This is a genomic window from Candidatus Poriferisodalis multihospitum (assembly GCF_028283155.1).
In the GTDB taxonomy this organism is placed as follows: Bacteria; Actinomycetota; Acidimicrobiia; order Acidimicrobiales; family Poriferisodalaceae; genus Poriferisodalis; species Poriferisodalis multihospitum.
In genome coordinates, this window is the sequence record NZ_JAPYOK010000079.1 from 1 (window position 1) to 26,029 (window position 26,029).

Consider the following 26,029-nt stretch of genomic DNA (forward strand, 5'->3'; position numbering starts at 1 on the left):
CATCGTCGGCGACATCGTCCACAGCCGCGTGGCCCGCAGCGAGATCGAGGCGTACACCGCGCTGGGTGCCAGCATCGTGCTGGTCGCCCCGCCGACGCTGCTGCCAGCGCAACCGCGGGAGTGGATCGATAGCTGGCTGCCGCCTGATGACGCCAATCGAGTCGAGATCACCCACAGCCTCGACGACGTGCTCGGCGAGCTCGACGTGATCGGGCTGCTGCGCTGCCAGCGGGAGCGCATGATCGACGGCCTGATCGGCTCGATTCCCGAGTACGTGGCCCGGTACGGCCTCACCTTCGAGCGTGCACATCGTCTCCGCGGGAGCGCAGTCGTCACCCACCCCGGACCCATGAACCGCGGCATCGAGATCGCCGGCGATACCGCCGAGGACCTCGCTGCCGAGGGGCGCCTGCTGGTCACCCGTCAGGTCACCTACGGCGTGGCCGTGCGCATGGCGACACTGTTCCGGCTCATCGGATCGGGTACCGCACTCGGAGCCGACGATCGTGAGTGACCTCGGGACACCGCCGAGCGAAACGGCGCAGAGGCCGGGGCTGGTCATTGCAGGCGGCGAGATCGTCGAACGCGGACGGCGTCGGCGCGCCGACATCACCGTGATTGACGGCCGCATCGTGCGAGTCGACCCGCCGGGCCGGCATCCGCTCGCCGAATTCGTCGAGCACGAGGGAGCGCAGCGGGACCCAAACCGACAACGCGCACATGGCGAAGCGCACACCTGGGTCGGCTCAATCCACGACCTCGGGCCGATGCTCGGAGGCGATGCCGCAGCGGAAGAACCGCTGTTCGCGGCGATGGCGCTCGTCGATGCCACAGGATGTGTCGTCGTATCGGGGTTCGTCGACCTGTGCGCCCGCGTCGCCGAGCCGCTTGCCGTCGACGTCGACCTCGTGCAGATCACTGCTATGGCGGCGGCGCTGGGCGGGTTCACGGCGCTGGTCGCGCAGCCAGACACCGACCCGCCGCTGGACCGGCTCGGCCAGCTCGCCGAACTCCATCGCGTTGCCGCGTTCGCGCCAAGCTGCCACATCATCCCGGCGGCGGCAGTCACCGCCGGGCGGGCGGGCGAGCATCTTGCACCAATGGCTGAGCTGGCCGAGGCGGGTGTCGCCTGGTTCACCGATGCGGGTCCCCTACGGAACTGGGAACTGCTGTGCCGGGCGCTGCAGTACGCGGCCCCGCTGGGGGCGACGGTGGCGGTGCGCCCGTCGGGTGCCGCGATCGGCATCGGTGCGCCGATGCACGAAGGCGCGGTGTCGGCCCGCATGGGCATCGCTGGCGAGCCGGCCGAGGCGGAGCATGCCGCGGCTGCAGCGGCTGTCAGCGCGGCCCGACGCACCGGTGGCCGCCTCCACCTCGACCGCATCAGCGCTGCGGCCACCGTCGAGTTGGTGCGAGCCGCCAAAGCGGACGGCCTCGACGTCTCGGCGTCGGTCACCGCAGAGCATCTGCTGTTCATCGACGCCGACGCGGCGGGCTTCGACACGCTGATGCGAGCCGAGCCGCCTTACCGCACCGCCGCCGACCGGGCTGCGCTGGTTGCCGGCGTGAATGACCGAACCATCGACGCGGTGGTCAGCGCACACACGCTGCTGCCGCCGAACGACAAGGACGCGCCCTTCGACGAAGCGCCCCCCGGCTTCGCGTCCTTGGAGACCTGCGCTGCGATCGTGCTCAGCCACCCTGACATCGAGTTCGAAGCGGCCTTGGACGCCCTGTCGTGGCGGCCGGCCGAGCTGGCCGGCGTCACCCATCTGGGCGGCGGCTCGATCGAGCCCGGACAGCCGGCCAACCTCGTCGTGATCGACCTTGACCGGCCATGGACGCAGATCACTCGCGACAAGTCCTTCGCGCGGGTGTCGCCGCACCACGACCGGCGCTTGAATGCACAAGTGACCGAGACCATCATCGAAGGCGCCCGCGCAGTTCGCTCGGGCTACCCCGAGATGCCCGACGACCTCGCCCCTGATCGAGCGTCGATCCGGGCCCACCGCAGGTGGCAGCGTCTGATACCGGAGCCAAGCGCATGAGCACTGCACGGCCCACTGCCGGCGCGCTCGTGCTCACCGACGGCACCACCTTCGAGGGCGAGATGATCGGCGCGCCCCTGGGCCACTCCGGCGGCATCGCATCGGGCGAGGTGGTGTTCAACCGACAGTGATCTCGACGCCTACCTCACCCGGCACGGCATCGCTGGCATTGCGGGCGTGGATACGCGCCGCCTGACACGCCACGTGCGCGACCACGGCGCCATGCCCGGTGCGTTCGGGCCCGTACCCGACGATGAGGCGCTGGAACGCCTCGCGGCCGCGGCCTCCGCTGAGCCCGGCACCGCAGGTGTCGATCTCGTCGGCGAGGTCACCACCGCCGAGCCGTACACCGCCGGTGACGGGCCATGGCGCGTGGTGGCCTACGACCTGGGCATCAAGCGCGCCATCGCCGACAACCTCGGGCGTATCGCCACCGTCGAGGTGGTGCCGGCGCACACGCCTGCCGCAGAGGTACTGGCACGCGAGCCCCACGGTGTGTTCCTCTCCAACGGCCCGGGCGACCCCGAGATGGCCGGCAGCGTTACCGACGCGCTCGGCGATTTGCTCGACCGGGTGCCGATCTTCGGCATCTGTCTCGGCCAGCAGGTGCTCGGCCTTGCGCTGGGCGGCCGCTCCTACAAGCTGCCCTTCGGCCACCACGGGGGCAACGTGCCGGTGCGCGACGAGTCGACCGGCCGCGTCGAGATCACCAGCCAGAACCACAACTTCGCCATCGAATCCGGCTCGGTGCCCGGCGTCGACGAAACGCACGTGTGCCTGAACGACGGGTCGCTCGAAGGCTTCGCCTGCCGCGACCTGCCCGCGTTCGCCGTGCAGTACCACCCTGAAGCCAGCCCCGGCCCGCATGACTCGCGGTACCTCTTCGACCGATTCGCCGATCTCATGTCGTCGTTCTGGGGCAGGAACCCCAACGGCGCCAGTCTCGGCGCCGCCGCCAGTCACGGGAAGGCCCGCTGATGCCGCGCCGCGACGACATCAGCTCGATCCTCATCATCGGCTCGGGGCCCATCGTGATCGGCCAGGCCTGCGAGTTCGACTACTCGGGCACGCAGGCTTGCCGGGTGCTGCGTGAAGAGGGTTACCGGGTGATCCTGGCCAACTCGAACCCGGCCACGATCATGACCGACCCCGAGTTCGCCGATGCCACTTACGTCGAGCCGCTCGACGCGGCGGTGCTCGAGGCGATCATCATCCGCGAACGCCCGGATGCGCTGCTGCCCACGCTCGGCGGCCAGACGGCGCTGAACCTCGCCACCGAGCTCTCCAACAGCGGCGTGCTCGACCGCCACGGCGTCGAGATGATCGGCGCGTCCGAACAGGCCATCAACACGGCAGAGGACCGCGACCGCTTCCGCCAGGCCATGACCGAGATCGGCCTGCGCTGCGCTCGCTCAGCCATCGCTCACTCCATGGACGAGGCTCGCCGGGCCATCGACGAGATCGGCCTGCCGGTCATCATCCGTCCCGCCTACATCCTGGGCGGGGAGGGGACCGGCTTTGCCACCACGGCCGGCGAGTTCGAACACGCCGCGGCGGCAGGCCTCGACGCCAGCCCCATCAACGAGATCCTCATCGAGCAGTCGGTGAAGGGCTGGAAGGAATTCGAGCTCGAGGTGATGCGCGACCGCGCCGACAACTGCGTGGTGATCTGCTCCATCGAGAACTTCGATGCGATGGGCGTTCACACCGGCGACTCGATCACCGTCGCCCCTACCCAGACCCTGTCCGATGTGGAGTACCAGCAGATGCGCGACGCGGCCTTCGCCTGCATCCGCCGCATCGGCGTGGAGACGGGCGGCTCGAACGTGCAGTTCGCCGTCAACCCCGACAACGGCGAGCAGATCATCATCGAGATGAACCCGCGGGTCAGCCGCAGCTCCGCCCTGGCGTCGAAGGCGACCGGCTTCCCGATCGCCAAGATCGCCGCCCGACTCGCCGTCGGCTACACGCTGGATGAGATCATCAACGACATCACCGGCGAGACGCCTGCCAGCTTCGAGCCGACCATCGACTACGTGGTCACCAAGATCCCTCGCTGGGCCTTCGAGAAGCTGCCCGGTGCCGCGCCGGTGCTCGGACCGCAGATGCAGTCGGTCGGCGAGGTGATGGCCATCGGCCGCACCTTCCCCGAGAGCTTGCAGAAGGCGCTGCGCAGCCTGGAGCAAGGCCGTTTCGGCCTGAATGCTGACGCAGGCGAGGCGCAGTACGCCGAGCGCACGACGGCCGAGCTGCTCGACGCGATCAGCACGCCCACGCCCGAGCGCGTCTTCGAGATGGGAGAGCTGCTGCACAGAGGCGCCGATCCTGACGAGGTCAGCACCGCCACCGGCGTGGACCCGTGGTTCGTCGACCAGATGCTCGCCATCATCGACGAACGGGCGGTGCTCGAAGCGGCCGGCGGCCCCAGCCAGCTCAGTCGACGTGCGTGGAAGCGCGCCAAGCAGCTCGGCTTCGCCGACGCCCAGCTGGCATGGCTGTGGGGCACCGACGAGGCCGAGGTGCGCACGGCGCGCCTCGAAGCGGGCGTGCGCGCCACGTTCAAGACCGTGGACACGTGCGCTGCGGAGTTCGATGCCCGCACGCCGTACCACTACTCCGCCTACGAAGACGAGGACGAGATCCGCCCCGGCACCCGCCCCCGCATGATCATCCTGGGCTCGGGGCCTAACCGCATCGGCCAGGGCATCGAGTTCGACTACTGCTGCGTGCACGCCAGCTTCGCCTTGCGCGAGGCCGGCTACGAGACCGTCATGGTCAACTGCAACCCCGAGACGGTCTCCACCGACTACGACACCTCAGACCGCCTGTACTTCGAGCCGCTCACCACCGAGGACGTCCTCAACATCATCGGCGCCGAGGATCCGGTCGGCGTCATCGTGAGCCTCGGCGGCCAGACGCCACTCAAGCTGGCGTCGGAACTCCCCGCCGAGCTGGTGTGCGGCACGCCCGCCGACTCCATTGACCTGGCCGAGGACCGCGAGCGCTGGAATGCGCTCTGCTCCGCGCTGGCCATCCCGCAGCCGCCGGGCGGCACCGCAGCCGGGCCGGCCGAAGCGGCTGCGATCTGCGACGACATCGGCTTTCCCGCGCTCGTGCGCCCCAGCTACGTGCTCGGCGGCAGGGCCATGACCGTGGTCTATGACCACGACGAGCTGGCCGCCACCATGGCCGAGTTGGCGCAGTTCTCCTCGCTCGGTCGCGAAGGGGGACTGTCGGCCGAACGACCCGTGCTCGTGGATCGCTTCCTCGAAGACGCCATCGAGGTCGACGTCGACTCGCTGCGCGACCGCACCGGCGCGTGGATGCTCGGCGGGATCATGGAGCACGTCGAGCAGGCCGGCGTGCACTCGGGCGACAGCGCGTGCGCCATCCCGCCGCCGAGCCTGAGCGCCGAGACCCAGCAGATGATCGTGACCTACACCCAACGCCTGGCCGAGTCGCTCGGCGTGGTGGGGCTGCTGAACGTGCAGTTCGCCGTCAAGGCCGGCGAGGTGTTCGTGATCGAGGCCAACCCGCGGGCGTCGCGCACGGTGCCGTTCGTCGCCAAGGCCACCGGGGTGTCGCTCGCCAAGGCGGCATCGCGGGTGATGGCAGGCGAGACGCTCGATGAGCTCGTCGCAGACGGGATGCTGCCCGGCTGGTCACGCAACGGCCGGTTGTCGGCGGACGGTGCGATGACAGATGCCGACGAGCGTGCGACGGTGCCCCGCCATGTCGCCGTGAAGGAAGCCGTGCTGCCCTTCGGCCGGTTCCCGTCGGTGGACACCGTGCTCGGTCCCGAGATGCGCTCGACGGGCGAGGTCATGGGCATTGACGCGACCTTCGGGCTGGCGTTTGCCAAGAGTCAGATCGCTGCGGGCGATGCACTCCCGTCCGGTGGCACGGTGCTGCTCACGCTGGCCGACCGCGACAAGCCCGAGGGACTCGAGGCGGCCCGTGTGCTCTCTGAGCTCGGCTTCGACATCGCTGCGACGGCCGGCACGGCCGACTACCTGCGACGCAACGGCATTGCGGTCGCGACCGAAGTGGCGAAGCTGTCGGTGGACGGCCACGAGACCTCGCCCGGCGAGGATTCGGTGCAGCTCATTGCTGCGGGTCGCATCCAGTTGGTGGTCAACACGCCGAGGGGTCGAGGGGCGCAGATCGACGGCCGCCACATCAGGGCGGCGGCACGCACGCATCACGTCCCGTGCCTGACCACCGTGGCCGCGGCCCGCGCCGCGGCGACCGGCCTTCGCGAGTGGCTCGCCAGCGACTTGCAGGTGCGGCCGCTGCAGGAATTCCACGCAGAATTCGATGCGTCGATGCGACGCGAGCATGCCTGAGTCGCTGCCCCGGGCCGTCCCTCGCGGTGGCGTCGACATGGCAGTGCGGATCGGCAGCGTGGAGCTGCCCAACCCGGTCATGACGGCGTCCGGCACTGCCGGCTACAGCACCGAGCTCGGCTCGTACATGGATCTGGCATCGCTCGGGGCGATCGTGACCAAATCGCTCTCGCCGTTCGCCTGGGCCGGCAACCCGGCACCGAGAGTGGTGGGCACTGCTGCGGGGATGCTCAACGCGGTAGGGCTGCAGAATCCGGGTGTCTCCGAATGGGCGGAGCACGAACTGCCGCGCCTGGCCCGCACGGGCGCCCGGGTGGTGGCCAGCATCTGGGGCCGCACGGTCGCCGACTACGCCACGGCAGCAGCGGCGCTCGCAGGTGCCGGGCTCACGGCGCTGGAGGTGAACGTGAGCTGCCCGAACCTCGAAGGCCGCGGCCAGATGTTTGCCTGCGATCCATCGGCCACGGCCGATGCCATCGGCGCCTCCGCTGCTGCGGGAGTGCCGGTGTGGGCGAAGCTCACCCCCAACGTCACCGATCTCGTCGAGATCGCCGAAGCGGCCGTGAGCGCTGGAGCCGAGGCGCTCACGCTCATCAACACCGTCTTTGGCATGTCAATTGATCCAGCCACCGCGCAGCCCACGCTCGGCAACGGCGGCGGGGGGCTGTCGGGTCCGGCCATCCGCCCGGTTGCAGTGCGGGCCGTCTACGACGTCCGTGCTACGCTCGGCGGCGTGCCGATCGTGGGCGTGGGCGGGGTGGCCAAAGGGGAGCACGCGGTCGAGCTCATGGCTGCCGGCGCCTGCGCGGTCCAGGTCGGGACTGCGTCGTTCTGGGACCCCCGGGCACCTCGCAACGTGCTCGACGAGCTGCGGCGCTGGTGCGAGCGGCACGGTGTCCGCTCTGCAGTCTCACTGACGGGGCGCGCCCACCGGACTGCAACCGACGCAGGGGAGACCACATGAACCCGCCAACCGCCACCGCGCCGGCATCGGTCCTCGGGCGAGTCCCAGCGCGTGATCGCTTGGCCCTCGCGCTCGATGTGCCCGATCGGGATGCCGCCATGGCGCTAGTGGAGCGCTTTGGGGCCGACTTCGGCGTCATGAAGGTCGGTCTCGAGCTGTTCCTCGCCGAGGGCCCCGGGGTCGTCCGCGACATCGTGTCGGCGGGCAGCCGCGTGTTCTTGGACCTGAAGCTCCACGACATACCGAACACGGTGGAGCACGCTGCTCGCTGTGCAGGCGAGCTGGGTGTCTGGCTGCTCACGCTGCACACCCAAGGCGGGCCGGACATGCTGGCCGCGGGCGCAAGTGGCTTGAGCGACGGTGCTGCCGACGCGAACCCGAGCGCCGAAGTGCCGATCGCACTGGGCGTCACCGTGCTCACCTCAGACGCAGACGCCCCATCGGAGGTGCTGACGAGCCGCGCACGGCTGGCCGAGCAAGCCGGCTGCGGCGGCGTCGTGTGCGCCGCACCCGATCTTCCCGTCGTGACCAATGCGGTGCCGGGGATGCTCCGGGTGGTCCCGGGCATTCGCCCTGCCGGGGCGCCGTCGGCCGATCAACGCCGCGTCGCAACCCCGGCGTCGGCACTGGCGGCAGGCGCCGATGTGCTCGTCATCGGCCGAGCGGTCACCGCAGCGCCTGATCCGGATGCCGCAGCGGCAGCCATCGTCGCCGAGGTCGCTGCCGCCTTGGGATCACCGTAAGCACCGGCGCATTCGAGCCCGGTGTCGGGGGGCCTATCTGGCGCATAGCTACACTGCACCTCAATGAGTCCGCTGCCTGAACTGAGTGACGAGCAGCGTGCCGAGGCGCTGGCCAAGGCCAAGGAGGCCCGCGAGGTCCGCGCAAACGTCAAGCATCGGTTGAAGATGGGCCTGCTCACCTTCGACGAGTTGCTGGCCGAAGCCGACTCTGTCGAGAACGTCGGCAAGCTCAAGGCACTCGCTGCCTTGGAGTCGATGCCCGGTCTCGGCAAGGTCAAGGCCCGCCGACTGATGGCTGAGATTGGTATCGCCGACAACCGGCGGCTGCGAGGTCTCGGCGAGACGCAGCGGCGCCGTTTGAGCGAGCATTTCGCACAGGATTCCGCCTCAGGCGCGTGAAGACAGTCGCATGACCGACCCGGCGCCCAGCGGCGCTGCGAGTCTTGGCGCGCCGGGGCGCGCATCAGGCGACAGCGCGCCGGGGCGCGCATCAGGCGACAGCGCGCCGGGGCGCGCATCGGGCGACAGCGCGCCTTGGGGCGTCACGCTGTACGTGGTGTGCGGGCCGGGCGGGGCGGGCAAGGGCACGATCGTGGCCGAGCTGGTGGCGCAGGATCCCACACTGCTGCTCAGCCGATCCTGGACAACCCGTCCTCGCCGGGTGGGGGAACCGGCCGAGGCCTACACGTTCGTGTCGGCCGGGGAGTTCGACGCCCGGATCTCAGCAGGCGGGTTCCTGGAGTGGGCGGACTTCTTCGAGTACCGCTATGGCACCCCGATGCCGCCGCCCGATCTCGACCGGGATCTGGTGCTCGAAATCGATGTGCAGGGTGCTGTTTCGGTGCGGAACCGTGATCCTGCCGCCTTGGTGATCATGGTGCTGCCGCCGAGCCGCGCCGAGCAGGAGCGGCGCATGCGCCGCCGGGGCGATCCTGATGCAGATGTCGCACGACGGCTCGCCAAGGCCGACGAGGAATTGCCCGTCGGTTACCGGATGGCCGATCTCATCGTTGTGAACCGGGACATCTCGAGCACGGTGTCGGAGATCGCCTCATTCGTGGAGCGCACCAGGTCCCGCCGGTAGCCTGCGGCTTGCGATGACTGAGTCAACCGACACCATGATCACCCCAGGGCTTGAAGACTTGCTCTCCAAGGTCGACTCGAAGTTCACGCTGGTGAGCCTCGCTGCCATGCGCTCGCGGCAGATCAACTCGTATTACAACCAGCTCGACGGCGGCATCGGCTCGGTTGTGCCGCCGCAGGTTGCTTCGGTTGCCCGCAAGCCCTTGTCGATCGCATTCGAGGAGATCGACGCCGACAAGATCACGTTCGAGCGGTTCGACCCCGAGGAGCGAGCACGGCTGGAGGCCGAAGCGCTCGCCGCGGCGGAGGCTGACGCAGCCATGCTCGAAGTGGTTCCCGACCTCGAGGCCTGACTTGCCTGACGCTGCGGCGTCGCCGTTCGCCGGGCGCCGCGTGGTACTGGGCGTGAGCGGTGGCATCGCCGCGTACAAGGCAGTGATCCTGTGCCGGCTGATGGTGGACGCGGGTGCCCATGTGGCCCCGGTGATGACCGCAGCGGCGCAGCGATTCGTGGGCCACGCAACGTTCGACGCCTTGGCCAGCGAGCGCGTGCAGACGTCGATCTTTGGCGAGGACGACCCGATCCCGCACACGACGCTGGGCCAGACGGCCGACGTGGTGGTCGTAGCCCCCGCTACGGCACGTGTCATCGGCAGCTATGCCGCGGGCATCTCCGACGGTTTGCTCACCGCCACGCTGCTCGCCACGCGGGCACCTGTGGTGGTGTGCCCTGCCATGCACACCGAGATGTGGGAGCACGCCGCCGTGCAGCACAACATCGAGGTGCTGACCGGCCGGGGAGTGCACATGGTGGTGCCCGAGGCCGGTCGTCTCGCCGGCGGCGACATCGGCGCGGGCCGCCTTGCCGAGCCGGCCACAATCTTCGAAGCCGTGGCCGAGGTGCTCGCTGAGCTGCCCGAACCAGACCCTGCCCGGCAGTCACCGCCGCCGCGCCGCGACTTCGCCGGCGTCAGCGTTACCGTCAGCGCCGGAGGCACCCGGGAGGCCATCGATCCGGTCCGCTTCATTGGCAACCGGTCGTCGGGCAAGCAGGGATACGCCATTGCCACCGCTGCTCGGGATCGAGGTGCAGAAGTGACCTTGGTTACCAGCGCTCCGCTGGAACCGCCTGAGGGTGTTCGGGAAGTGCGCGTCGAGTCGGCAGCTGAGATGGAGGCCGCTGTGGCGTCGCATGCGGGCGCCGACGTGATCATCATGGCTGCGGCAGTGGCCGACTTCCGGCCTGCCGACGTAGCCCCGCAGAAGATCAAGAAGGGCAACCCCGCCGACAGCACCGAAGCCCCCGTCATCGTGCTTGAGCACACTCACGACATCCTCGCCGGACTCGGGGCGGCAAAGCCACTGGGTCAGGTGCTGGTCGGCTTCGCCGCCGAGACCGCTGACGTACTCGACAATGCTGCGGCGAAACTGGCTCGCAAGAACCTCGATGTGATGGTGGCCAACGACGTCTCGGCGGCCGGCGCAGGTTTCGCGCACGACACCAACATCGTGACGATCCTGCTGGCTGACGGCACCGTGCGGCCGCTGCCGATCTGCTCCAAGCGCGAGGTCGCCGACGCCGTTCTCGACACCGTCGCCGAACTGCGCCGGTAGTTCTCTGCGCCGGCGCACCCTCTGCTGCGTCGCGACCTCGTTCGTCTAGCCTTGCCGCGCTGCTCCGCATGCCTGCAGCGACAGGCCCAGACCACCGACTGATCACGACCGAATCGGGAGCCACATTGAACCAGTGGACCTTCACCTCAGAATCGGTGACCGAGGGCCATCCGGACAAGATGGCTGATCAGATCTCCGACGCCATCCTCGACACCCTGCTCATGCAGGACCGGGATGCCCGCGTGGCCGTCGAGACACTGGTCACGACTGGGCTGGTCGTCGTGGCGGGCGAGGTGTCTACCGAGGCATACGTGGACATCCCACGGGTGGTCCGCGACACGATCATCGGGATCGGGTACGACCACGGCGAGCTCGGATTCGACGGCAACACCTGTGGCGTGATGATCGCGCTCGACGAGCAGTCGCCAGAGATCACCAAAGGGGTGTTCGGCGGCAAAGATCAAGGGGCCGGCGACCAAGGCATGATGTTCGGCTTCGCCTGCCGGGAGACCGAAGCGCTGATGCCGCTGCCGATCTATGTGGCTCACCGCATGGCCGAGCAGCTGACCGAGGCCCGCAGATCCGGCCGCATCCCGTACCTGCGGCCCGACGGCAAGACCCAGGTGAGCTTCGAGTACCACGACGGCGAGCCGGTCGCACTGCGCACCGTGGTCGTGTCGGCCCAACACCGGGAGGGGATCGAGATCGCGGCCATGATGCGCCCCGATCTTCTCGAGCACGTCATCGGCCCTACGCTTGGCGAACAGTTCGCCGAGGAAGACTTCGAACTGCTCGTGAACCCGTCTGGCAGCTTCGTTAGCGGCGGGCCGGTCGCCGACGCCGGCTTGACGGGGCGCAAGATCATCGTCGACACCTACGGCGGCTATGCGCGTCACGGCGGCGGCGCATTCAGCGGCAAGGACCCGTCAAAGGTCGACCGCTCGGCGGCGTACGGCGCACGCTGGGTCGCGAAGAACCTCGTGGCGGCCGGGGCAGCAGACCGTTGCGAGATGCAAGTGGCCTATGCCATCGGGCGTGCCGACCCCGTCTCGGTGCTGGTGGAGACATTCGGCACTGCAGAAGTCGATCCGACGGCCATCTCGTCGGCAGTGGCTGAGGTGTTCGACCTGCGGCCAGCGGCGCTCGTCGCCGAACTGGAACTGCGCCGTCCCATCTACAAGGCGACAGCGGCCTACGGGCACTTCGGCCGCGAACCTGACGGCGCGACATTCCCTTGGGAACGCCTCAACCGGGTCGACGAACTCAAGTCCGCACTGGGTCTCTAGAACCGCCTGAGGCCACGGGCGCGACCACGCCCGATCGAAGCATGGTGAGTTCCCGCATGGGCTGTGGGGCTGCGCAAGCGACGCTCGAGTTCGGAGCGGGACGGGGCAGACTGCGTCGATGCGGCAGGCGGTGCAGGTGCTGGTGGACGAGCCGGCCATCGACCGCGAATTCACGTACCTCCTGCCGCCGGAGATGGCCTCCGGGCGTGTACCGGTCGCCGTCGGCACCATCGTGCGAGTGGTGCTCAACCGTCGCCGCCTGCGCGGCTGGGTGACCGCACTCGATGCACCGATACCCGCCGACTTAGAGCTGGCGCCGATCAGCAGCGTCGTCGGATTGGGGCCGCCGCCGCATGTGGTCGAGTTGGCGAGTTGGGCCGCATGGCGATGGGCCGGCACCAGGGCCCACTTCTTGCGTACGGCGAGCCCGGATCGCGTCGTCAAGGGCCTGCCGACGAGCGGTCTCGCGACTCTGCCGAGCGCCATGTCCGACGACCCGGCTGACACTCCCGAATGGATCACAGACGCCTTCGATGCTGGTGTCTTGCCGACTGTCGTGCGACTCGGCCCGTGCGCCGACGAATGGCCGCTGATCGTCGAAGCACTGCGCCACGGCCGCTCGCTCGTGCTCGTGCCCACCGTGGCCTGGGCGGCCCGGCTGGTGGGCAGGCTGCGCCAGGCGGGCGTGTCAACTGCACTCGCTCCACGCGACTGGGCCGGGGCAGCCTCCGCACATGCGGTTGTGGGGACCCGCGCCGGGGCATGGGCCCCTAGCGGCCCGCTCGATGTGGTCGTCGTGCTTGACGAACACGACGAGGCGTACCAGGGGGAGGCGGCACCTACGTGGAATGCCCGTGATGTGGCGGTCGAGCGGGCCCGCCGCAACGGCGCCCGCTGCCTGCTGGTGGGGCCGATGCCGTCGCCGGACGCGCTGTCATCAGCATCATCGGTCGCCACCGCGCCTCGTCCAGATGAGCGAGAAGCGTGGCCTCGAGTGCAGATTGCAGACCGACGCCAAGACGATCCAGCGACGGGGGAGTGGTGCGGCGAAGCCCTCGCAGAGCTGCTGCGCAGCGATGACACCGTGGTGTGCGTGCTGAACCGACTCGGCCGGGCGCGCCTCGCCTACTGCGCCTCGTGCGGCGAGCTGGCGCGCTCGCGCATGAGCGGCCGTGCGCTGCGGCTGGACAATCAGCAGTTCACCGACCCCGACAGTGGTGAAGTCCGGCCCGCGGTGTGCGAGTTCTGCGGAGCCACGAAGTTCCGGCGTGCCCGGGTCGGGGTGAAGGGCGTCGCCGAAGAGATGGAGCGCTTGGCTCGCCGTCCTGTCACCCAGATAGTCGGCGGCGTAGCGCCAGATGCAACCGGCGCCAGCAGGGGCCCTGGTGCTGCCGACGGCGGCGCTGGAGCATCGTCCCGTCGCCAGCAACCGCGACCACAGACGCGGCAGCCTGCGCTCTACATCGGCACCGAAGCAGTGCTGCACCGGGTGCCGTCGGCAGACTCAGTCGTGTTCGTCGACTTCGACCAGGAACTCACTGCGCCCCGTTACCGGGCCGGCGAAGAGGCCTTCGCGCTGCTCGTCCGTGCAGCACGGCTGGTGGGGCCGCGCACGGGCGGCGGCAGCATCCTGGTGCAGACTCGGCTGCCTGCTCATCCGGTCTTGGTGGCTGCTGCTCAGGCCGATCCCAGCGATTGGCTGCGTGCTGAGATCGAGCATCGTTCAGCGATGCGCCAACCGCCCGCTGCAGCGTGGGCGCTGGTGTCCGGCGCCGCGGCCCCCGGCTACATCGACAGCCTCTCGGCGGGCCTGCATGCCGGCTCGCTCGACATAGCGGGACCCGCCGACGGAACATGGCGCATTCGCAGCGACGACAGCGACACGCTGCTGAACGCTCTGGCAACCGCAGAGCGACCGTCGGGGAGGCTGCGAGTAGCGGTCGATCCTCTGCGCGCCTGACTGGGCGGGCGGACCAAAAGAGCCTGCTCGACACACCGCAGTCGCGTCCCGCTCTTGCTGGCCATGCTTGAGCGCCCGCGCTCACGAGCCGTGCGCGGGCGCGCCGGTAGCCTCCGAAATCCATGGGAGGCACGTTCGAGATCCGGCTGATGGGCGATCCCGTGCTGCGCCAGCGCGCCGCCGAGATCACCGACATAGACGGCCGCGTGGCGCGCATGGTCGACGACATGCTGCCTGCCATGTACGAGGCCGAGGGCATCGGGCTTGCCGCCCCCCAGGTGGGCATCCAGCGGCGTCTGTTCATCTTCGACCTCTACGAGGGCGACGGCCCCCAGACGCTCATCAACCCCGAGATTGTCGAGAGCGACGGCGAGTGGACCTACACCGAGGGGTGTCTGTCGGTGCCGGGCCTGACATTCGAGATCGTCCGCCCAAAGCAGGTGCACATCGTCGGACGTGACCTCGACGGCGACGAGGTCAGCATCGAGGCAGATGAACTGCTGGCTCGCCTGTTCCAGCACGAACTAGATCATCTCGATGGTGTCCTGCTCGTCGACCATCTCGAAAAGGCCGAGCGCAAGGATGCGCTGCGAGAGTGGCGAGTCCAGCTCGCGCAGCTGCAGTCCGGCACGAATGGACCGGTGGCCGGCGGCCCCGTGCCGCTCGTGGGTCGCAGCGATTCGGACGGCTGAGGATTCGAGCCGGCGATGGCAGTGCCGGTGATGATGACTTCGAATGGGCAGCTGACGGGTTGTAGTGAGACTCCATGACATTGCCGTTCTCACCAGCACGGCCACGCCGGATCGCCTTCGCGGGCACCCCGGATGACGCTGTTCCGGCACTGCAGGCGCTCGATGAAGGTGGCTTCGAGATTCCTGTCGTGGTGACCGGCGCGCCACGTCGGCGCAGTCGCCGCGGCAGCGACACCCCGAGCCCGGTCGCCGCTGCCGCCGAAGGGCTGAGCCTGCCGGTCAGCCACGAACCGGCCGATCTCGCAGGCTGCGGCGCCGACTGTGCGGTCGTGGTGGCCTACGGGCAGCTCATCGGCGAGGATCTGCTGGCAGTCACACCCATGCTCAACCTGCACTTCTCGCTGCTGCCGCGCTGGCGGGGTGCCGCCCCAGTCGAGCGGGCGTTGCTTGCGGGCGACGACCGCACGGGCGTGTCCCTCATGGCGCTGGAAGCGACGCTCGACACGGGACCCGTTTACTGGCGCCACGAAGTGCCAGTCGGCCCCGCTGACACAGCGGCAGAACTTCGCCAGCGCCTCGCGCACGATGGCGCACAGCGCCTCGCGGAATCGCTGGCTGGGGGCCTTGGCACGCCCCAATCGCAATCAGGCGAGCCGACCTACGCCCGCAAGCTGACCCCCGCCGACCGTCAGATCGACTGGTCCCAGCCGACGGCCCTCATCGACCGGCAGATCCGGGTCGGCGGTGCGTGGACCGCGCTCGATGGCGAGCGCTTCATAGTCCGCGAGGCGAACCCGCTTGCGGACGGGCCCGACGATCCGCCCGGAACCCTGCGCGACGACTCCGTGGCGACAAGAGACGGCATGATCCGCCTGGCCGTCGTACAGCCCGCCGGCCGGGTTGCGATCGATGCCCAAGATTGGCTGCGCGGAGCGCGCCTGCCGTCCGGCACCCGCTTCGGCTGACCACGGGCCCGATTGGCAGTCCGGCCAATCAGGCTGCTCGCCGGTCATTCGCGTCGCCGGCCAGTCTCGTAGCGTGGTCGGATGCGCATCGGGCTGATCTCGGACACGCACATTCCTGAAGCCGCGCCCGAGCTGTGGCCCGAGGCGTACGAGGCCATGGAGGGCTGCGACGCCATCTTGCATGCTGGCGACATCTACGACATCTCGGTGGTCGATCGACTCAACGAGATCGCGCCCACCTGGGCGGCCCGCGGCAACGGCGACGACGGATCGTCAGGGCGAGACGTGCAGCCCGACCATCCATTGCTGGCCAACGCCTGGGCGCACACCTTCGACGGCGTGCGGGTCGGCCTTACTCACCACCTTCCGGTACCCGAGATGTCCTTCTACACCGTGGCCGATGCGGTCGAACGGCACTTCGGCGCCGATGAGCGGCTCGACGTGTGCGTGTACGGCGATACGCACGTCCACCGCATCGACACCCTGTCGGGTGTGCTGTGCGTCAATCCGGGGTCGCCCACATTCCCCCGCAACCTCAGCGCCCAGCTCGGCACCGTCGGTTATCTCGACATCGAAGACGGTGTTGCCACACCGTCGCTGTGGCAGCTCACCCCCGAAGGCCTCGAGCCCACGGAGTCCTGGGACTACGTCTGAACTCGTCACACGGTGCCGGTTCGCCGCTTCGGCGACGAATGCTTTGAGTTCCTGCGCCGCCTACAGTGCCCCGCGTTGCCGCACAGATTCGAACAAGGGGGAGTAGCAGTGGCCGACGATAAGGACGCATGGCTGGCAGCCACTGTTGAGCAGCCGATCGACGCTGATGAGGAGATCGTCGATCCGCATCACCACCTATGGGATTTTCCTGCTGGCACCTACCTCGTGCCAGAGCTTCACGAGGACACGGGAGCCGGGCACAACGTCACCCAGACCGTCTTTGTGGAGTGCGCCGCCGGCTACCACACGAGCGGGCCTGAGCACATGCGCCCGGTGGGCGAGACGGAATTCGTCCGGGAGCAGGCGGCGATCTCTGCCGAATCCGGCGGCGCGACGATCTCGGCCATCGTCAGCTTCGCCGATCTGACGCTGGGCAATGCAGTCGAGGAGGTGCTGGCGGCGCACGACGCGGCCGGTGAGGGGCTCTTCCGCGGCATCCGCCACGCCAATGCCTGGGACGGCAGCGACCAGATCCGCGAGAGCCACACCAAGCCCCCGCCCGAGCTGCTCGCCGACCCGGACTTCCGGGCCGGCTACGCAACCCTGGGCCGCATGGGCTTCAGCTTCGACGGCTGGATGTTCCATACCCAAGTCGCTGAGCTGGTCGACTTGGCTCATGCCGTGCCCGACACACCCGTTGTGCTGGATCACCTCGGCGGCCCGCTCGGCATCGGCCCCTATGCCGACCGCCGAGACGAGGTGCGCGCCGTGGTACGCCCTGCGCTCGAAGCGCTGGCCCGCCACCCGCAGGTCACGGTCAAGGTGGGCGGGATCGGCATGAGCATCTACGGCGTGGGCTTCAAGCGGCTGCCGCAGGCACCGTCTTCGGAGCATGTCGCGGCCACCTGGAGCGACGACATCCGCCACTGCATCGAGACCTTCGGCCCCGACCGCTGCATGTTCGAGAGCAACTTCCCGGTCGACAAGCAGGGCTGCTCCTACACCGTGCTGTTCAACGCCTTCCAGCGCATCTGCGACGAGGCGGGCTACACCGCCGCCGAGCGCGCCGACCTGTTCGCCGGCACGGCGCGCCGCTTCTACCGAGTCGGCCCGCCCGCCTAGGTCAGGCCGACCCCTTCGTGAGGCAGCGTGGCCCACTGGGTCTCGTCGTGCCCGTACAGCAGGCGGCAGCCATGGTCGTCGCGCAGCGACTTGAGCTGACGCATCGATTCGAGCTGCATGTCGTGGTCGTAGCCGAACGGCGGCAGGAGCATCCGGTCGAGTACGTCCTCCCAGTACACGCAGTCGCCGGTCAGCACCACCGGACCGCTGTCGAGCTCCACCCGCAGTGACTGGTGGCCTGCGGTGTGTCCCGGCGTGGGAATGCAGGTGACCGAGCCGTCACCGAACACGTCGTGCTCGCCTTCGATGAGCAAGAGATCGTGCCCGAGGTCGAAGTCCTCGGGCTTGTACACCTCGTACTCGATGAGCTTGGGGTGATGCCCCGATTCCCACTCGGCCCGCTGGCAGATCAGCCGTGCGTTGGGCAGCAGCTCGGTGCCGCCGCAGTGATCGAAATGCAGGTGGCTGAAGATGACGAACGTCAGCTCGGCCGGATCAACGTCGACGCTCTCGAGCCGGGCGGAGACTTCGTCGCCAGCGGAGTAGTCCGCCTCAAATGACTTCGCGAGCAGCGGGTACCGCGCACCCACGCCTTCCTGCACCTGGGGGTGCATTCCCGTGTCGAATACCAGCGTCTGGCCGCTGGGGTGGCGCACCAGCCAGCTGGGGATGGGCAGCCGCACGTTGCCGGGCGCGTCCTTGATCACCGACGCGGTGGGAGTGGAAAGCCAGCCGCACTCGAGCGGCATCAGCGAGAGCTGGGTCACGAGCCCGGTCCGCCGCTGAGCGGGCTGTGGTCGGGATAGTCGGGGTCGCGCTTGTCGAGCTGCGCCTTGAAGGCCTCGCCCATGTCGTCGGTGTCGAACATGGCGGCGTTCCATGTTGCGATGTACTCCAACCCGTCGGCCACCGAGTGATCGCGGCTGTAGTTCATGGTCTGCTTGGTGCCCCAGATCGCCATCGGGCTCTTGGCGGCGATCTGCGCGGCAATCTCACCGACGGCATCCATCATCGCGGCGTGATCGTCGTACACAGCGTTGACGAGCCCCCGGTCGAGCGCCTCGTCGGCGCCCATGCGGCGGCCGGTGTATGCGAGTTCACGCACGACGCCTTCGGGGATCAGCTTCGGCATGCGCTGCAGGGTTCCCACATCTGCGGTCATGCCGATGTTGATCTCCTGGATGGAGAAGAAGGCGTCGCTGGTGGCGTAGCGCAGATCGCAGGCGGTGACCATGTCGACGGCGCCGCCCACGCACGCTCCCTGGATGGCGGCGATTACCGGCAAGCGGCTGTTCTCCAGCACGTTGAACGTTTCCTGTGCCCGCAGAACGCCGGTGCGGAACTGGGCTCGCCGGCGGCTGCCGTGGCCGGCCTGCGCGGTGTTGACGGGTCCTTCTGGCGTGCCGAACACCGACAGATCCATGCCCGAGCAGAAGTGCCGGCCGACGGCCGACAGCATGATGACGCGAGCGTCGGTGCTGGCGGAGATGTCCTCGATGATGTGGGGAAGCTCCTGCCAGAACTCGACGATCATCGAGTTGGCTTTCTCGGGTCGCTTCAGGACCAGGTGCGCGACTTGGTCGGCCACCTCCACGTCGAAGCAGGTGTACTCGGACTCGCTCATCGCGCATTCCCCTCGTCGCAGAACGGACGGCCATAGTCAAGCGCAACGGAGACCTCGACGGGCAGTCCGGCCGCGGGCTGGTCTCGTGACAGATGCGTGCCCGGCGCTACTGTCACCCGCGATGCCTGCCGAGCCTGCCAGTGAGCCCGCCGCCCGGCCGCCTGCCGCGACTGCCGCCGATGCAGCTGCCGAAGCGCCGCTTGCCGGCGTCCGCGTCGTCGAGATGACCATGTATGTGCAAGGGCCCACGAGCGGGCTCACCCTGGCCTCGCTCGGTGCCGATGTCATCAAGATCGAGCAGGTCGGCCAGGCCGACTACATGCGCAACTTCACGAGCCTGTTCGGGGTGACCTTCGACGAGCGGGGCCAGGAGTGGCTCTACGGGTCGGTGAACCGGAACAAGCGGTCCTTGGTGCTCGATATCGCATCAGAGGCAGGACGCCCGGTCTTCGAACGCCTGATCGGCCAAGCCGATGCGTTCATCTCGAACATGCGAGCCGACGGCCTCGAGCGCTTCGGGGCCGACCCCGACACGTTGCTCGGCATCAACCCCCGGCTGGTGTACTGCCGGGGCGGTGGGTTCGGGATGCGGGGCGAACTGGCCGACGACATGTGTCAGGACACGGTGGGCATGGCTCACGCCGGGTTCATGGACGCAATCTCGGATTCGGACGTGCCGACCTACCCGCCGGGTGCGCTGAGCGACATCCTGACCGGCACGAACATGGCGTCGGGAGTCATGGCCGGCCTGATCAAGCGGGCGCGCACGGGCCGAGGCTGCGTGGTGGGCACGTCGCAAACGCAAGCACTGCTGTGGCTGACCAGCCAAGCCGTGGGCGTTGCCGCGAATGTCGGTCAGCGCATGGATCGCTTCGACGTCTCGGGCGCGTGGAACCCGCTCTTCACGGTGTACGAGACCGCTGACGGCTGGATCGCGATTGCCGCTCTGCAGGACCAGCACTGGCAAGGGCTGGCCCGCGCTGTCGGCATCGAATCGTGGCTCGACGATCCCCGATTCGCCACTTTTGAGGACCTGGTGGCCAACCGCGACGAATTCAACCCGCTGTTCGCCGAGCACATGCGAACCGGCACGACGGACCGGTGGTGGCGGGCCATCCGCGGTTCCGGTGCATGGGTGTCGCCGGTGAATCGCGTCGAAGACGTTGCCAGCAACGAGGACATCTTGGCCAACGAGTACCTCGTGACCTTCGACGACGGCTTCATCGGCCCGCCGGCCATGTTCGATGTCGACGAGTTCCGCGGCATGCGCGGCAGCACCGCCGACTACGGCGAGCACACTGACGAGATCCTCGCGGAACTGGGCTACGACGACGAGCAGATCCTTGAGCTCAAGATCGCCAACGCCGTCTGGTAGTGCCCGCCTGTTGCCGGGTTGGGGCTAGAGCATCACGCCGAACAGCAGCGCGGTCAGCCCGCACAGCAGCGACACGCCGGCCCCGGCGCCCCGCTTGGCCACGTTGTCGCCGGCGTTCTGATGCACCAGCGCGCCCACGCCGGAGATGAGCACGAGCAGCATCTTGATCCCGAGCAGCATCGACCAGCCCGTGCTCGTCTCTTCGCTGGGGATGGCGAGCATCGACCACAGCCCGGTCACGACTGCAATGCCGAACGCGGGCCACGCCACCCGTGAGAAGGCCTTCGCCGCGACCTTGCCGGAACCCGGGAACGCCCGCCCCACCACAGGCACGACAGCCCCGACGACGATCTGGCCGCCGATCCACACCGTCACCGCCAGCACGTGCAGCACGACACGGACGGTGTCGAGGTCAAACGCGACTTCCCGGCTCACTTCGCTGAGTGCAGTCATGAGTGGCCTCGATTCTGGTTCAGGACTGGAGCGGTTCCTGCCGCGGGGATACCACGGATGGAACCGGCCACGGTGTCAGGCCCTCGATTCGAGCAGGTCGGCCATGTTGTCGGCGAAGAAGCGGTCGAGCACGTGATCGTCGAACCCTTCCAGCGACGAGTTGAAGCGGCCCAGCGGATTTCGCCCACCCTCGATGTGGGGGTAATCACTCGAGAACAGGTACAGGTTCTCGTTTGAATCGCGGATCATGGCGCCGACATCCTCGAACGGGTACGGCGTGAACGCCATCTGGCGGGTGATCTGGGCCGAGGGCGCCTCGCCAAGCGCGGCCAACTCGGGCTCTGATCGCTTCCAGATCTCGACGATCTGGTCGAGTCGGCGCAGCATCGGAGGCACCCAGGCGGCGCCCAGCTCGATGACGCCGCCGCGCAGGTTCGGATGCCGGCTCAGCACGCCGTCAAGAACCATCACACCCACGAATGTCTCCGCGGCGTGGTGCAGCGCCACCATGTCCTTGCCGCGCACGTTCTCGCCGCCGCCCAGCCAGTCCGTCGGCATCGGTCGGCCGGTGTCCATCCACTCGGGCTTGATCTGCAGCGGATCGCCGCCGACATGGAGGACGAAGGGCACTCCCGCCTCGGCCATCTGAGCCCAGACCGGGTCCAGATCGGTGTGCCCGGGGGAGGCGCAGGCGGCAGGACGGTGGGGCACCCACATGGCGCCGAGCCCGAGCTCGAGTGCATGGGACATCTCCGCGGCGGCCATCTGCGGGTCGTCCAACGGCAGCAGCGCCACGCCGATCAGCCGGTCGTCGCCTGCGCAGAACTCGGCCATGCCTCGGTTGTGCGCCCGGGCGGCGCCATAGCGGATATCGAGGTCCGCCTTGGGGTCGAACGCCACGCCGACGCTGAACGTCGCGAACACGAACTGCTGGGCGAATCCGAGCAGGTCCAGCGCGGTAGTGCGCTCAGCAGGGTTGAAGGCACCGAGCGCCTGGTACCCCTTGGGCCCGGCGATCAGATCGTCCCCGAGCGCGGTGAGATCCGCGACGGTCTCGGGCGGATGGGCACGGTTCTGCGCCGCTAGCTCCATGTCCTCGGTGAGACGACCTCCGTTGGCGAAGTCGATGTCGGGGATGCGATCGCGGATGCCGGGGTCGGCATGCGCCCGCAGGAAATCCGGCAGCTCCATGAGGTGGCTGTCGGCATCGAGATAGGTCCGGTTGCGCGCGTAGGCCATAGGCGCAGGCTAGTGAAGCAGCCGGCGGGAGTCGCCGGACCGATGGGCTGGCTTCGCCCCGTCGTCGGCGTCACGCCCAAATGGCCGTCGGTAGCCTGCCGCGATGGCCACCGATCACGGGGCGCACCGGCACCAGCACCACCAACAGCCTCACGCATCAGAGGCCGATCATCCGCTTGCGGCGAAGGTGCTCACGGTCTCGGATGGCGTCGTGGCGGGCACCCGCGAGGACCGCAGCGGGGAAGCACTTGGTGAAACGCTGGCAGCGGCCGGATACGAGGTCGTCGAACGTCGTGTCGTCGCCGACGGCGTCGACACCGTTGCTGAGGCGCTGACCGAGATGTCAGCCGGGTTTGGGGGGCTGATCGTGTCGACCGGCGGCACCGGCTTCACCGAACGAGATCTCACACCCGAGGGCACCCGCGCCGTGATCGAGCGCGAAGCACCCGGCCTGGCCGAGGCGATGCGCCTGGTGAATCCACTGGGCCGGCTGTCTCGAGGCGTCGCAGGCATCATCGGCCGCGCCATCGTGCTGAACACGCCCGGCTCCACCAAGGGATGCGTGGAGTGCTTCGAGGCAGTGGCCGACGTGCTGCCCCATGCCTTGGCCCTGCTCGCGGGCGAACGGCTGCACTGATGCCCGCCGAGCATCCGGCTCCAGCCGGCGCACCGGCGGATTCCGCTGCCGACATCGCCCACATGCGCCGTGCCGTGCAACTGGGGGAGCGCGTGCGGGGCACCACTGCACCGAATCCTTGGGTGGGCGCAGTGCTGGTCACCGTCGACGACGAGATCTACGAAGGTGCCACCGAACCGCCGCCGGGTCGCCATGCCGAGATCGTGGCCCTCGACGCCGCACGCAGCGCCGGTGCGGATCCGGCCGGCGCTGCGATGTACACCACGCTGGAGCCTTGTTCGCACACCGGCCGCACGGCGCCGTGCATCGACGCGATCATCGCCGCGAGCATCAGCCGGGTCGTGGTCGGAGTGACCGACCCCGATCCCCATGTCGCCGGCAGCGGAATTGACGCGTTGCGGGCCGCGGGCATCGAGGTCGACGTGGGGGTTGCCGCCGATGCCGTCTTGCTCTCGCTGCGCCCCTACCTGCATCAGCGCCAGACGGGTCGTCCGTGGGTCGTGCTGAAACTTGCCGCGACCCTCGACGGCCGCACAGCAGCGCCCGACGGCACGTCGCAGTGGATCACCTCACCAGAGGCGCGCGCCGATGCTCATGGGCTGCGCGCACGCTGCGACGCCGTGCTGGTGGGCGCTGGCACCGTTCGCGCCGATGATCCGTCGCTCACCGTTCGCGAGCTCCCGCTCACCGATCCCCACCGCCCGCTGCTGGACATGCGCGAGGCACGTGACGAGCCAGCAGATGTGCCGTTCGCACGCGCGGCCGCTGGTCGACTCGATCCGAGCCGCTTCGTGCTCGGCATGGCACCGGCGGAAGCCAAGGTGCAGCCGTGCATCGAAGTCAGCGGCGCGCTGCGGTCCGTGGTGCCGCGCCTGGCCGACGACGGCGTCGTCGAGCTGCTGGTGGAAGGCGGTGCCAATGTCGCGGGGGAGCTGCACCGAGATGGCCTCGTCGACGAATACGTCGTCTACCTCGCACCGTGGCTCGCGGGCGGCGACGACGGGCTGCCGATGCTGGCAGGTCCAGGAGCGTCGACGATTGCCGAGTTCTGGCGCGGCGAGATCGCCGATGCCCGCCCGGTCGGCCCCGATCTGCGCATCACCATGTTCCCGGCTGCGCCGGACAGCCCCTGACGCGCGCGGCGATTCGAGAGCGATCTCGCCGGGGCTACAGCTTCGCCATTCGGTTCGGCCCATTGGCTCGGCGAGCCCCGACGGGCGCACCGGCAGGCTTCCGCCGGTACCGTTCGATACCGGCCTGTGACGAACAGACCGGGCAGACAGGACAGCTCGTTTCTCCTGGAAGGAAGGGCGATGTACACAGGTCTCGTCGAAGAACTCGGCAGCTTCGCTGGCCGTAGCGGCGAGCGCTACCGGTTCAACGCCGCCCTGGTGCTGTCCGACGCCGCCATCGACGATTCCATTTCGGTGAACGGCTGCTGCCTGACCGTCGTCGAGATGGGGGACGGCTGGTGGGAGGCCGACGTCAGCGCCGAGACCGAGAAGCGAACGGCACTGGGTTCGCTGGCCGAGGGCGACCCCGTGAATCTCGAGCGCTGCATGCGCTACGCCGACCGGCTCGGCGGGCACCTCGTGCAGGGTCACGTCGACGGGGTGGCGACCATCACCCATCCCGCCCCTGACCTGCGCGTCGCCGTTCCGCCCGAGGGCGGCCTGCGTCGCTACCTGGTGGAGAAGGGCTCGGTGACCCTCAACGGCATCAGCCTGACCTGTTTCGACATCACCGACGACGACGAGGGCGGCTGCGAGTTCTCAGTGGCGCTCATCTCGCACACCATGGCCATGACCACCATGGGCACCGCGCAGCCTGGCGACCCCGTCAACCTCGAGGTCGATGTCCTGGCCCGTTACGTCGAGCGTCTGCTGGGGCAGAATGGTGCGGTGACCGACGATGCGCGAGTCCGCCATGACTGAGCGCCCCGCGACGGACGACGCGCCGGCTGCCTCGCCGTTCGCAGCGATCCCCGATGCAGTCGACGCCATCGGGCGCGGCGAGATCGTGGTGGTGGTCGACGACGAAGACCGTGAGAATGAGGGCGACCTCATCATGGCGGCCGAGCACGCCACACCCGAAACGATGGCGTTCTTCGTGCGCTACACGTCGGGTGTCATCTGCGCCCCCCTGATGGGGGAGCGCCTCGACGACCTGGCCCTGCCGCTCATGGTGACGGTCAACACCGAGTCCATGCGCACGGCCTACACCGTCACGGTGGATGCCGCCGAGGGCACCACGACCGGGATCTCGGCGGCGGACCGCTCACTCACGCTCAACCTGCTTGCCGACCCCAAGTCGAGCGCGAACGACTTCAACCGTCCCGGCCACGTGCTGCCGTTGCGCTACCGCCCCGGCGGTGTGCTCAAGCGGGCAGGCCACACCGAGGCGGCAGTGGATCTGGCCCGGCTGGCCGGCTGCCATCCGGCGGGCGTGCTCTGCGAGGTGGTCAACGACGACGGGACCATGGCTCGCGTGCCTGACCTGATCGAATTCTGCGAGCAGCACGACCTGCTGCTCATCTCCATTGCCGATCTCATCCGTTACCGGCGCGTCAACGAACGCCTGGTCGACCCGATCTCCCAAGCCCGAATACCCACCATCTACGGCGAATTCACCGGACACGTTTTTCGCGACTTCGACGACACCGAGCACCTGGCGCTGACGTACGGATCTGTGATGGGCGCAGAGCCTGTGCTGGTGCGAGTGCACAGCGAATGCCTGACCGGCGACATATTGGCGTCGATGCGCTGCGACTGCGGCTCGCAGTTGCACGGTGCCCTCGAGGCCATCGCCGAAGCAGGTGCTGGCGTGCTCGTCTACCTGCGCGGCCACGAAGGCCGCGGGATCGGCATCGGTCACAAGATCGCGGCGTACTCGCTGCAGGACCGTGGGCGCGACACGGTCGACGCCAACCTGGAACTGGGCTTGCCGGTCGACAGCCGGGAATACGGCATCGGGGCGCAGATCTTGGCCGAACTCGGCGTGCAGCGGATGCGGCTGATGACCAACAACCCCAACAAGATCGGCGGGCTGTCGGGCTACGGGCTGGAAGTGGTAGAGCGAGTGCCGACGTCGTCGAATGCGAATCCGTTCAACCGGGCCTACCTGCGCACGAAGAAGATGCGTCTGGGCCACCTCATGGAGGACGAGGCCGACGGCGCGGCCGAAGCCGACGCCGATCTCGAAGGATCCACTGCCCTAGCCGACTA

General features: G+C 68.6%; 25 protein-coding genes and 1 pseudogene. 22 read left to right on the forward strand and 4 right to left on the reverse strand.

Features of this window, described 5'->3' with window-relative positions:
• From VI480_RS07305 to VI480_RS07385, 17 genes and pseudogenes are all read left to right on the forward strand, one after another.
• A pseudogene (locus VI480_RS07305) lies at positions 1-514 on the forward strand (aspartate carbamoyltransferase); the annotation flags it as partial.
• Positions 507-2,048: a hypothetical protein gene (locus VI480_RS07310; RefSeq protein ID WP_323672166.1), complete on the forward strand. Its 1,542-nt coding sequence runs from the start codon at positions 507-509 to the stop codon at positions 2,046-2,048. The pseudogene VI480_RS07305 and the gene VI480_RS07310, both read left to right, overlap by 8 nt.
• Positions 2,045-2,179, forward strand: coding sequence for a hypothetical protein (locus tag VI480_RS07315; RefSeq protein WP_323672167.1), 135 nt, complete (start codon positions 2,045-2,047; stop codon positions 2,177-2,179). The genes VI480_RS07310 and VI480_RS07315 overlap by 4 nt, the downstream gene beginning before the upstream one ends.
• Before the next feature lie 37 nt (positions 2,180-2,216).
• Positions 2,217-3,026 (forward strand): carbamoyl phosphate synthase small subunit, encoded by an 810-nt coding sequence (locus VI480_RS07320; protein ID WP_323672190.1) that lies wholly within the window; start codon positions 2,217-2,219, stop codon positions 3,024-3,026.
• A complete protein-coding gene (gene carB / locus VI480_RS07325) occupies positions 3,026-6,394 on the forward strand; it encodes a carbamoyl-phosphate synthase large subunit (RefSeq protein ID WP_323672168.1) in 3,369 nt (1,122 codons plus the stop codon). Before VI480_RS07320 ends, carB begins: the two co-directional genes overlap by 1 nt.
• Positions 6,395-6,431: 37 nt before the next feature.
• A complete protein-coding gene (locus VI480_RS07330) occupies positions 6,432-7,358 on the forward strand; it encodes a dihydroorotate dehydrogenase (RefSeq protein WP_323672169.1) in 927 nt (308 codons plus the stop codon).
• Positions 7,355-8,101, forward strand: coding sequence for an orotidine-5'-phosphate decarboxylase (pyrF, locus tag VI480_RS07335; RefSeq protein ID WP_323672170.1), 747 nt, complete (start codon positions 7,355-7,357; stop codon positions 8,099-8,101). The genes VI480_RS07330 and pyrF overlap by 4 nt, the downstream gene beginning before the upstream one ends.
• A 63-nt stretch (positions 8,102-8,164) precedes the next feature.
• Entirely contained in the window at positions 8,165-8,500 is a 336-nt protein-coding gene (mihF, locus tag VI480_RS07340; protein WP_323672171.1) for an integration host factor, actinobacterial type, read from the forward strand.
• Between the two features lie 10 nt (positions 8,501-8,510).
• Positions 8,511-9,185, forward strand: coding sequence for a hypothetical protein (locus VI480_RS07345; protein WP_323672172.1), 675 nt, complete (start codon positions 8,511-8,513; stop codon positions 9,183-9,185).
• 13 nt (positions 9,186-9,198) lie between these two features.
• A complete protein-coding gene (rpoZ, locus tag VI480_RS07350; protein WP_323672173.1) occupies positions 9,199-9,537 on the forward strand; it encodes a DNA-directed RNA polymerase subunit omega in 339 nt (112 codons plus the stop codon).
• A gap of 1 nt (position 9,538) precedes the next feature.
• The gene (gene coaBC, locus VI480_RS07355; protein WP_323672174.1) at positions 9,539-10,798 is read left to right on the forward strand and encodes a bifunctional phosphopantothenoylcysteine decarboxylase/phosphopantothenate--cysteine ligase CoaBC; all 1,260 of its coding nucleotides are present in this window, start codon (positions 9,539-9,541) and stop codon (positions 10,796-10,798) included.
• Between the two features lie 125 nt (positions 10,799-10,923).
• The gene (gene metK / locus VI480_RS07360) at positions 10,924-12,084 is read left to right on the forward strand and encodes a methionine adenosyltransferase (RefSeq protein ID WP_323672175.1); all 1,161 of its coding nucleotides are present in this window, start codon (positions 10,924-10,926) and stop codon (positions 12,082-12,084) included.
• A 118-nt stretch (positions 12,085-12,202) separates the two neighbouring features.
• Positions 12,203-14,044, forward strand: coding sequence for a hypothetical protein (locus VI480_RS07365; RefSeq protein ID WP_323672176.1), 1,842 nt, complete (start codon positions 12,203-12,205; stop codon positions 14,042-14,044).
• A 122-nt stretch (positions 14,045-14,166) separates the two neighbouring features.
• Complete coding sequence (gene def / locus VI480_RS07370) at positions 14,167-14,736, forward strand: peptide deformylase (RefSeq protein ID WP_323672177.1); 570 nt, start codon at positions 14,167-14,169, stop codon at positions 14,734-14,736.
• A gap of 74 nt (positions 14,737-14,810) precedes the next feature.
• Positions 14,811-15,701: a methionyl-tRNA formyltransferase gene (locus tag VI480_RS07375; protein ID WP_323672178.1), complete on the forward strand. Its 891-nt coding sequence runs from the start codon at positions 14,811-14,813 to the stop codon at positions 15,699-15,701.
• An 81-nt stretch (positions 15,702-15,782) separates the two neighbouring features.
• On the forward strand, positions 15,783-16,355 hold the full coding sequence (locus VI480_RS07380) for a YfcE family phosphodiesterase (protein WP_323672179.1): 573 nt from the start codon (positions 15,783-15,785) through the stop codon (positions 16,353-16,355).
• 108 nt (positions 16,356-16,463) lie between these two features.
• Entirely contained in the window at positions 16,464-17,477 is a 1,014-nt protein-coding gene (locus tag VI480_RS07385) for an amidohydrolase family protein (RefSeq protein WP_323672180.1), read from the forward strand.
• Here the strand turns inward: VI480_RS07385 and VI480_RS07390 are convergent.
• Together VI480_RS07390 and VI480_RS07395 are read right to left on the reverse strand one after the other, a co-directional pair.
• Complete coding sequence (locus VI480_RS07390; RefSeq protein ID WP_323672181.1) at positions 17,474-18,244, reverse strand: N-acyl homoserine lactonase family protein; 771 nt, start codon at positions 18,242-18,244, stop codon at positions 17,474-17,476. The genes VI480_RS07385 and VI480_RS07390 overlap by 4 nt on opposite strands.
• Positions 18,241-19,101, reverse strand: coding sequence for a crotonase/enoyl-CoA hydratase family protein (locus VI480_RS07395; RefSeq protein WP_323672182.1), 861 nt, complete (start codon positions 19,099-19,101; stop codon positions 18,241-18,243). Before VI480_RS07395 ends, VI480_RS07390 begins: the two co-directional genes overlap by 4 nt.
• Positions 19,102-19,222: 121 nt before the next feature.
• Here VI480_RS07395 and VI480_RS07400 point away from each other — a divergent pair, with 121 nt between their 5' ends.
• Positions 19,223-20,476 (forward strand): CoA transferase, encoded by a 1,254-nt coding sequence (locus tag VI480_RS07400; RefSeq protein ID WP_323672183.1) that lies wholly within the window; start codon positions 19,223-19,225, stop codon positions 20,474-20,476.
• A 24-nt stretch (positions 20,477-20,500) separates the two neighbouring features.
• On the opposite strand, the gene VI480_RS07405 is transcribed toward VI480_RS07400, so the two are convergent.
• Together VI480_RS07405 and VI480_RS07410 are read right to left on the reverse strand one after the other, a co-directional pair.
• Positions 20,501-20,929, reverse strand: coding sequence for a hypothetical protein (locus VI480_RS07405; protein ID WP_323672184.1), 429 nt, complete (start codon positions 20,927-20,929; stop codon positions 20,501-20,503).
• 75 nt (positions 20,930-21,004) lie between these two features.
• Positions 21,005-22,168 carry an amidohydrolase family protein gene (locus tag VI480_RS07410; RefSeq protein ID WP_323672185.1) on the reverse strand — a complete coding sequence of 388 codons (1,164 nt, stop codon included), beginning with the start codon at positions 22,166-22,168 and terminating at the stop codon, positions 21,005-21,007.
• Positions 22,169-22,271: 103 nt separating this feature from the next.
• Here VI480_RS07410 and VI480_RS07415 point away from each other — a divergent pair, with 103 nt between their 5' ends.
• From VI480_RS07415 to VI480_RS07430, 4 genes are all read left to right on the forward strand, one after another.
• Entirely contained in the window at positions 22,272-22,805 is a 534-nt protein-coding gene (locus VI480_RS07415) for a MogA/MoaB family molybdenum cofactor biosynthesis protein (protein ID WP_323672186.1), read from the forward strand.
• Positions 22,805-23,938 (forward strand): bifunctional diaminohydroxyphosphoribosylaminopyrimidine deaminase/5-amino-6-(5-phosphoribosylamino)uracil reductase RibD, encoded by a 1,134-nt coding sequence (gene ribD, locus VI480_RS07420; RefSeq protein WP_323672187.1) that lies wholly within the window; start codon positions 22,805-22,807, stop codon positions 23,936-23,938. Before VI480_RS07415 ends, ribD begins: the two co-directional genes overlap by 1 nt.
• Positions 23,939-24,118: 180 nt before the next feature.
• A complete protein-coding gene (locus VI480_RS07425) occupies positions 24,119-24,739 on the forward strand; it encodes a riboflavin synthase (RefSeq protein WP_323672188.1) in 621 nt (206 codons plus the stop codon).
• The coding region (locus VI480_RS07430) for a bifunctional 3,4-dihydroxy-2-butanone-4-phosphate synthase/GTP cyclohydrolase II (RefSeq protein WP_323672189.1) at positions 24,732-26,029 on the forward strand (1,298 nt) is incomplete at its 3' end. The genes VI480_RS07425 and VI480_RS07430, both read left to right, overlap by 8 nt.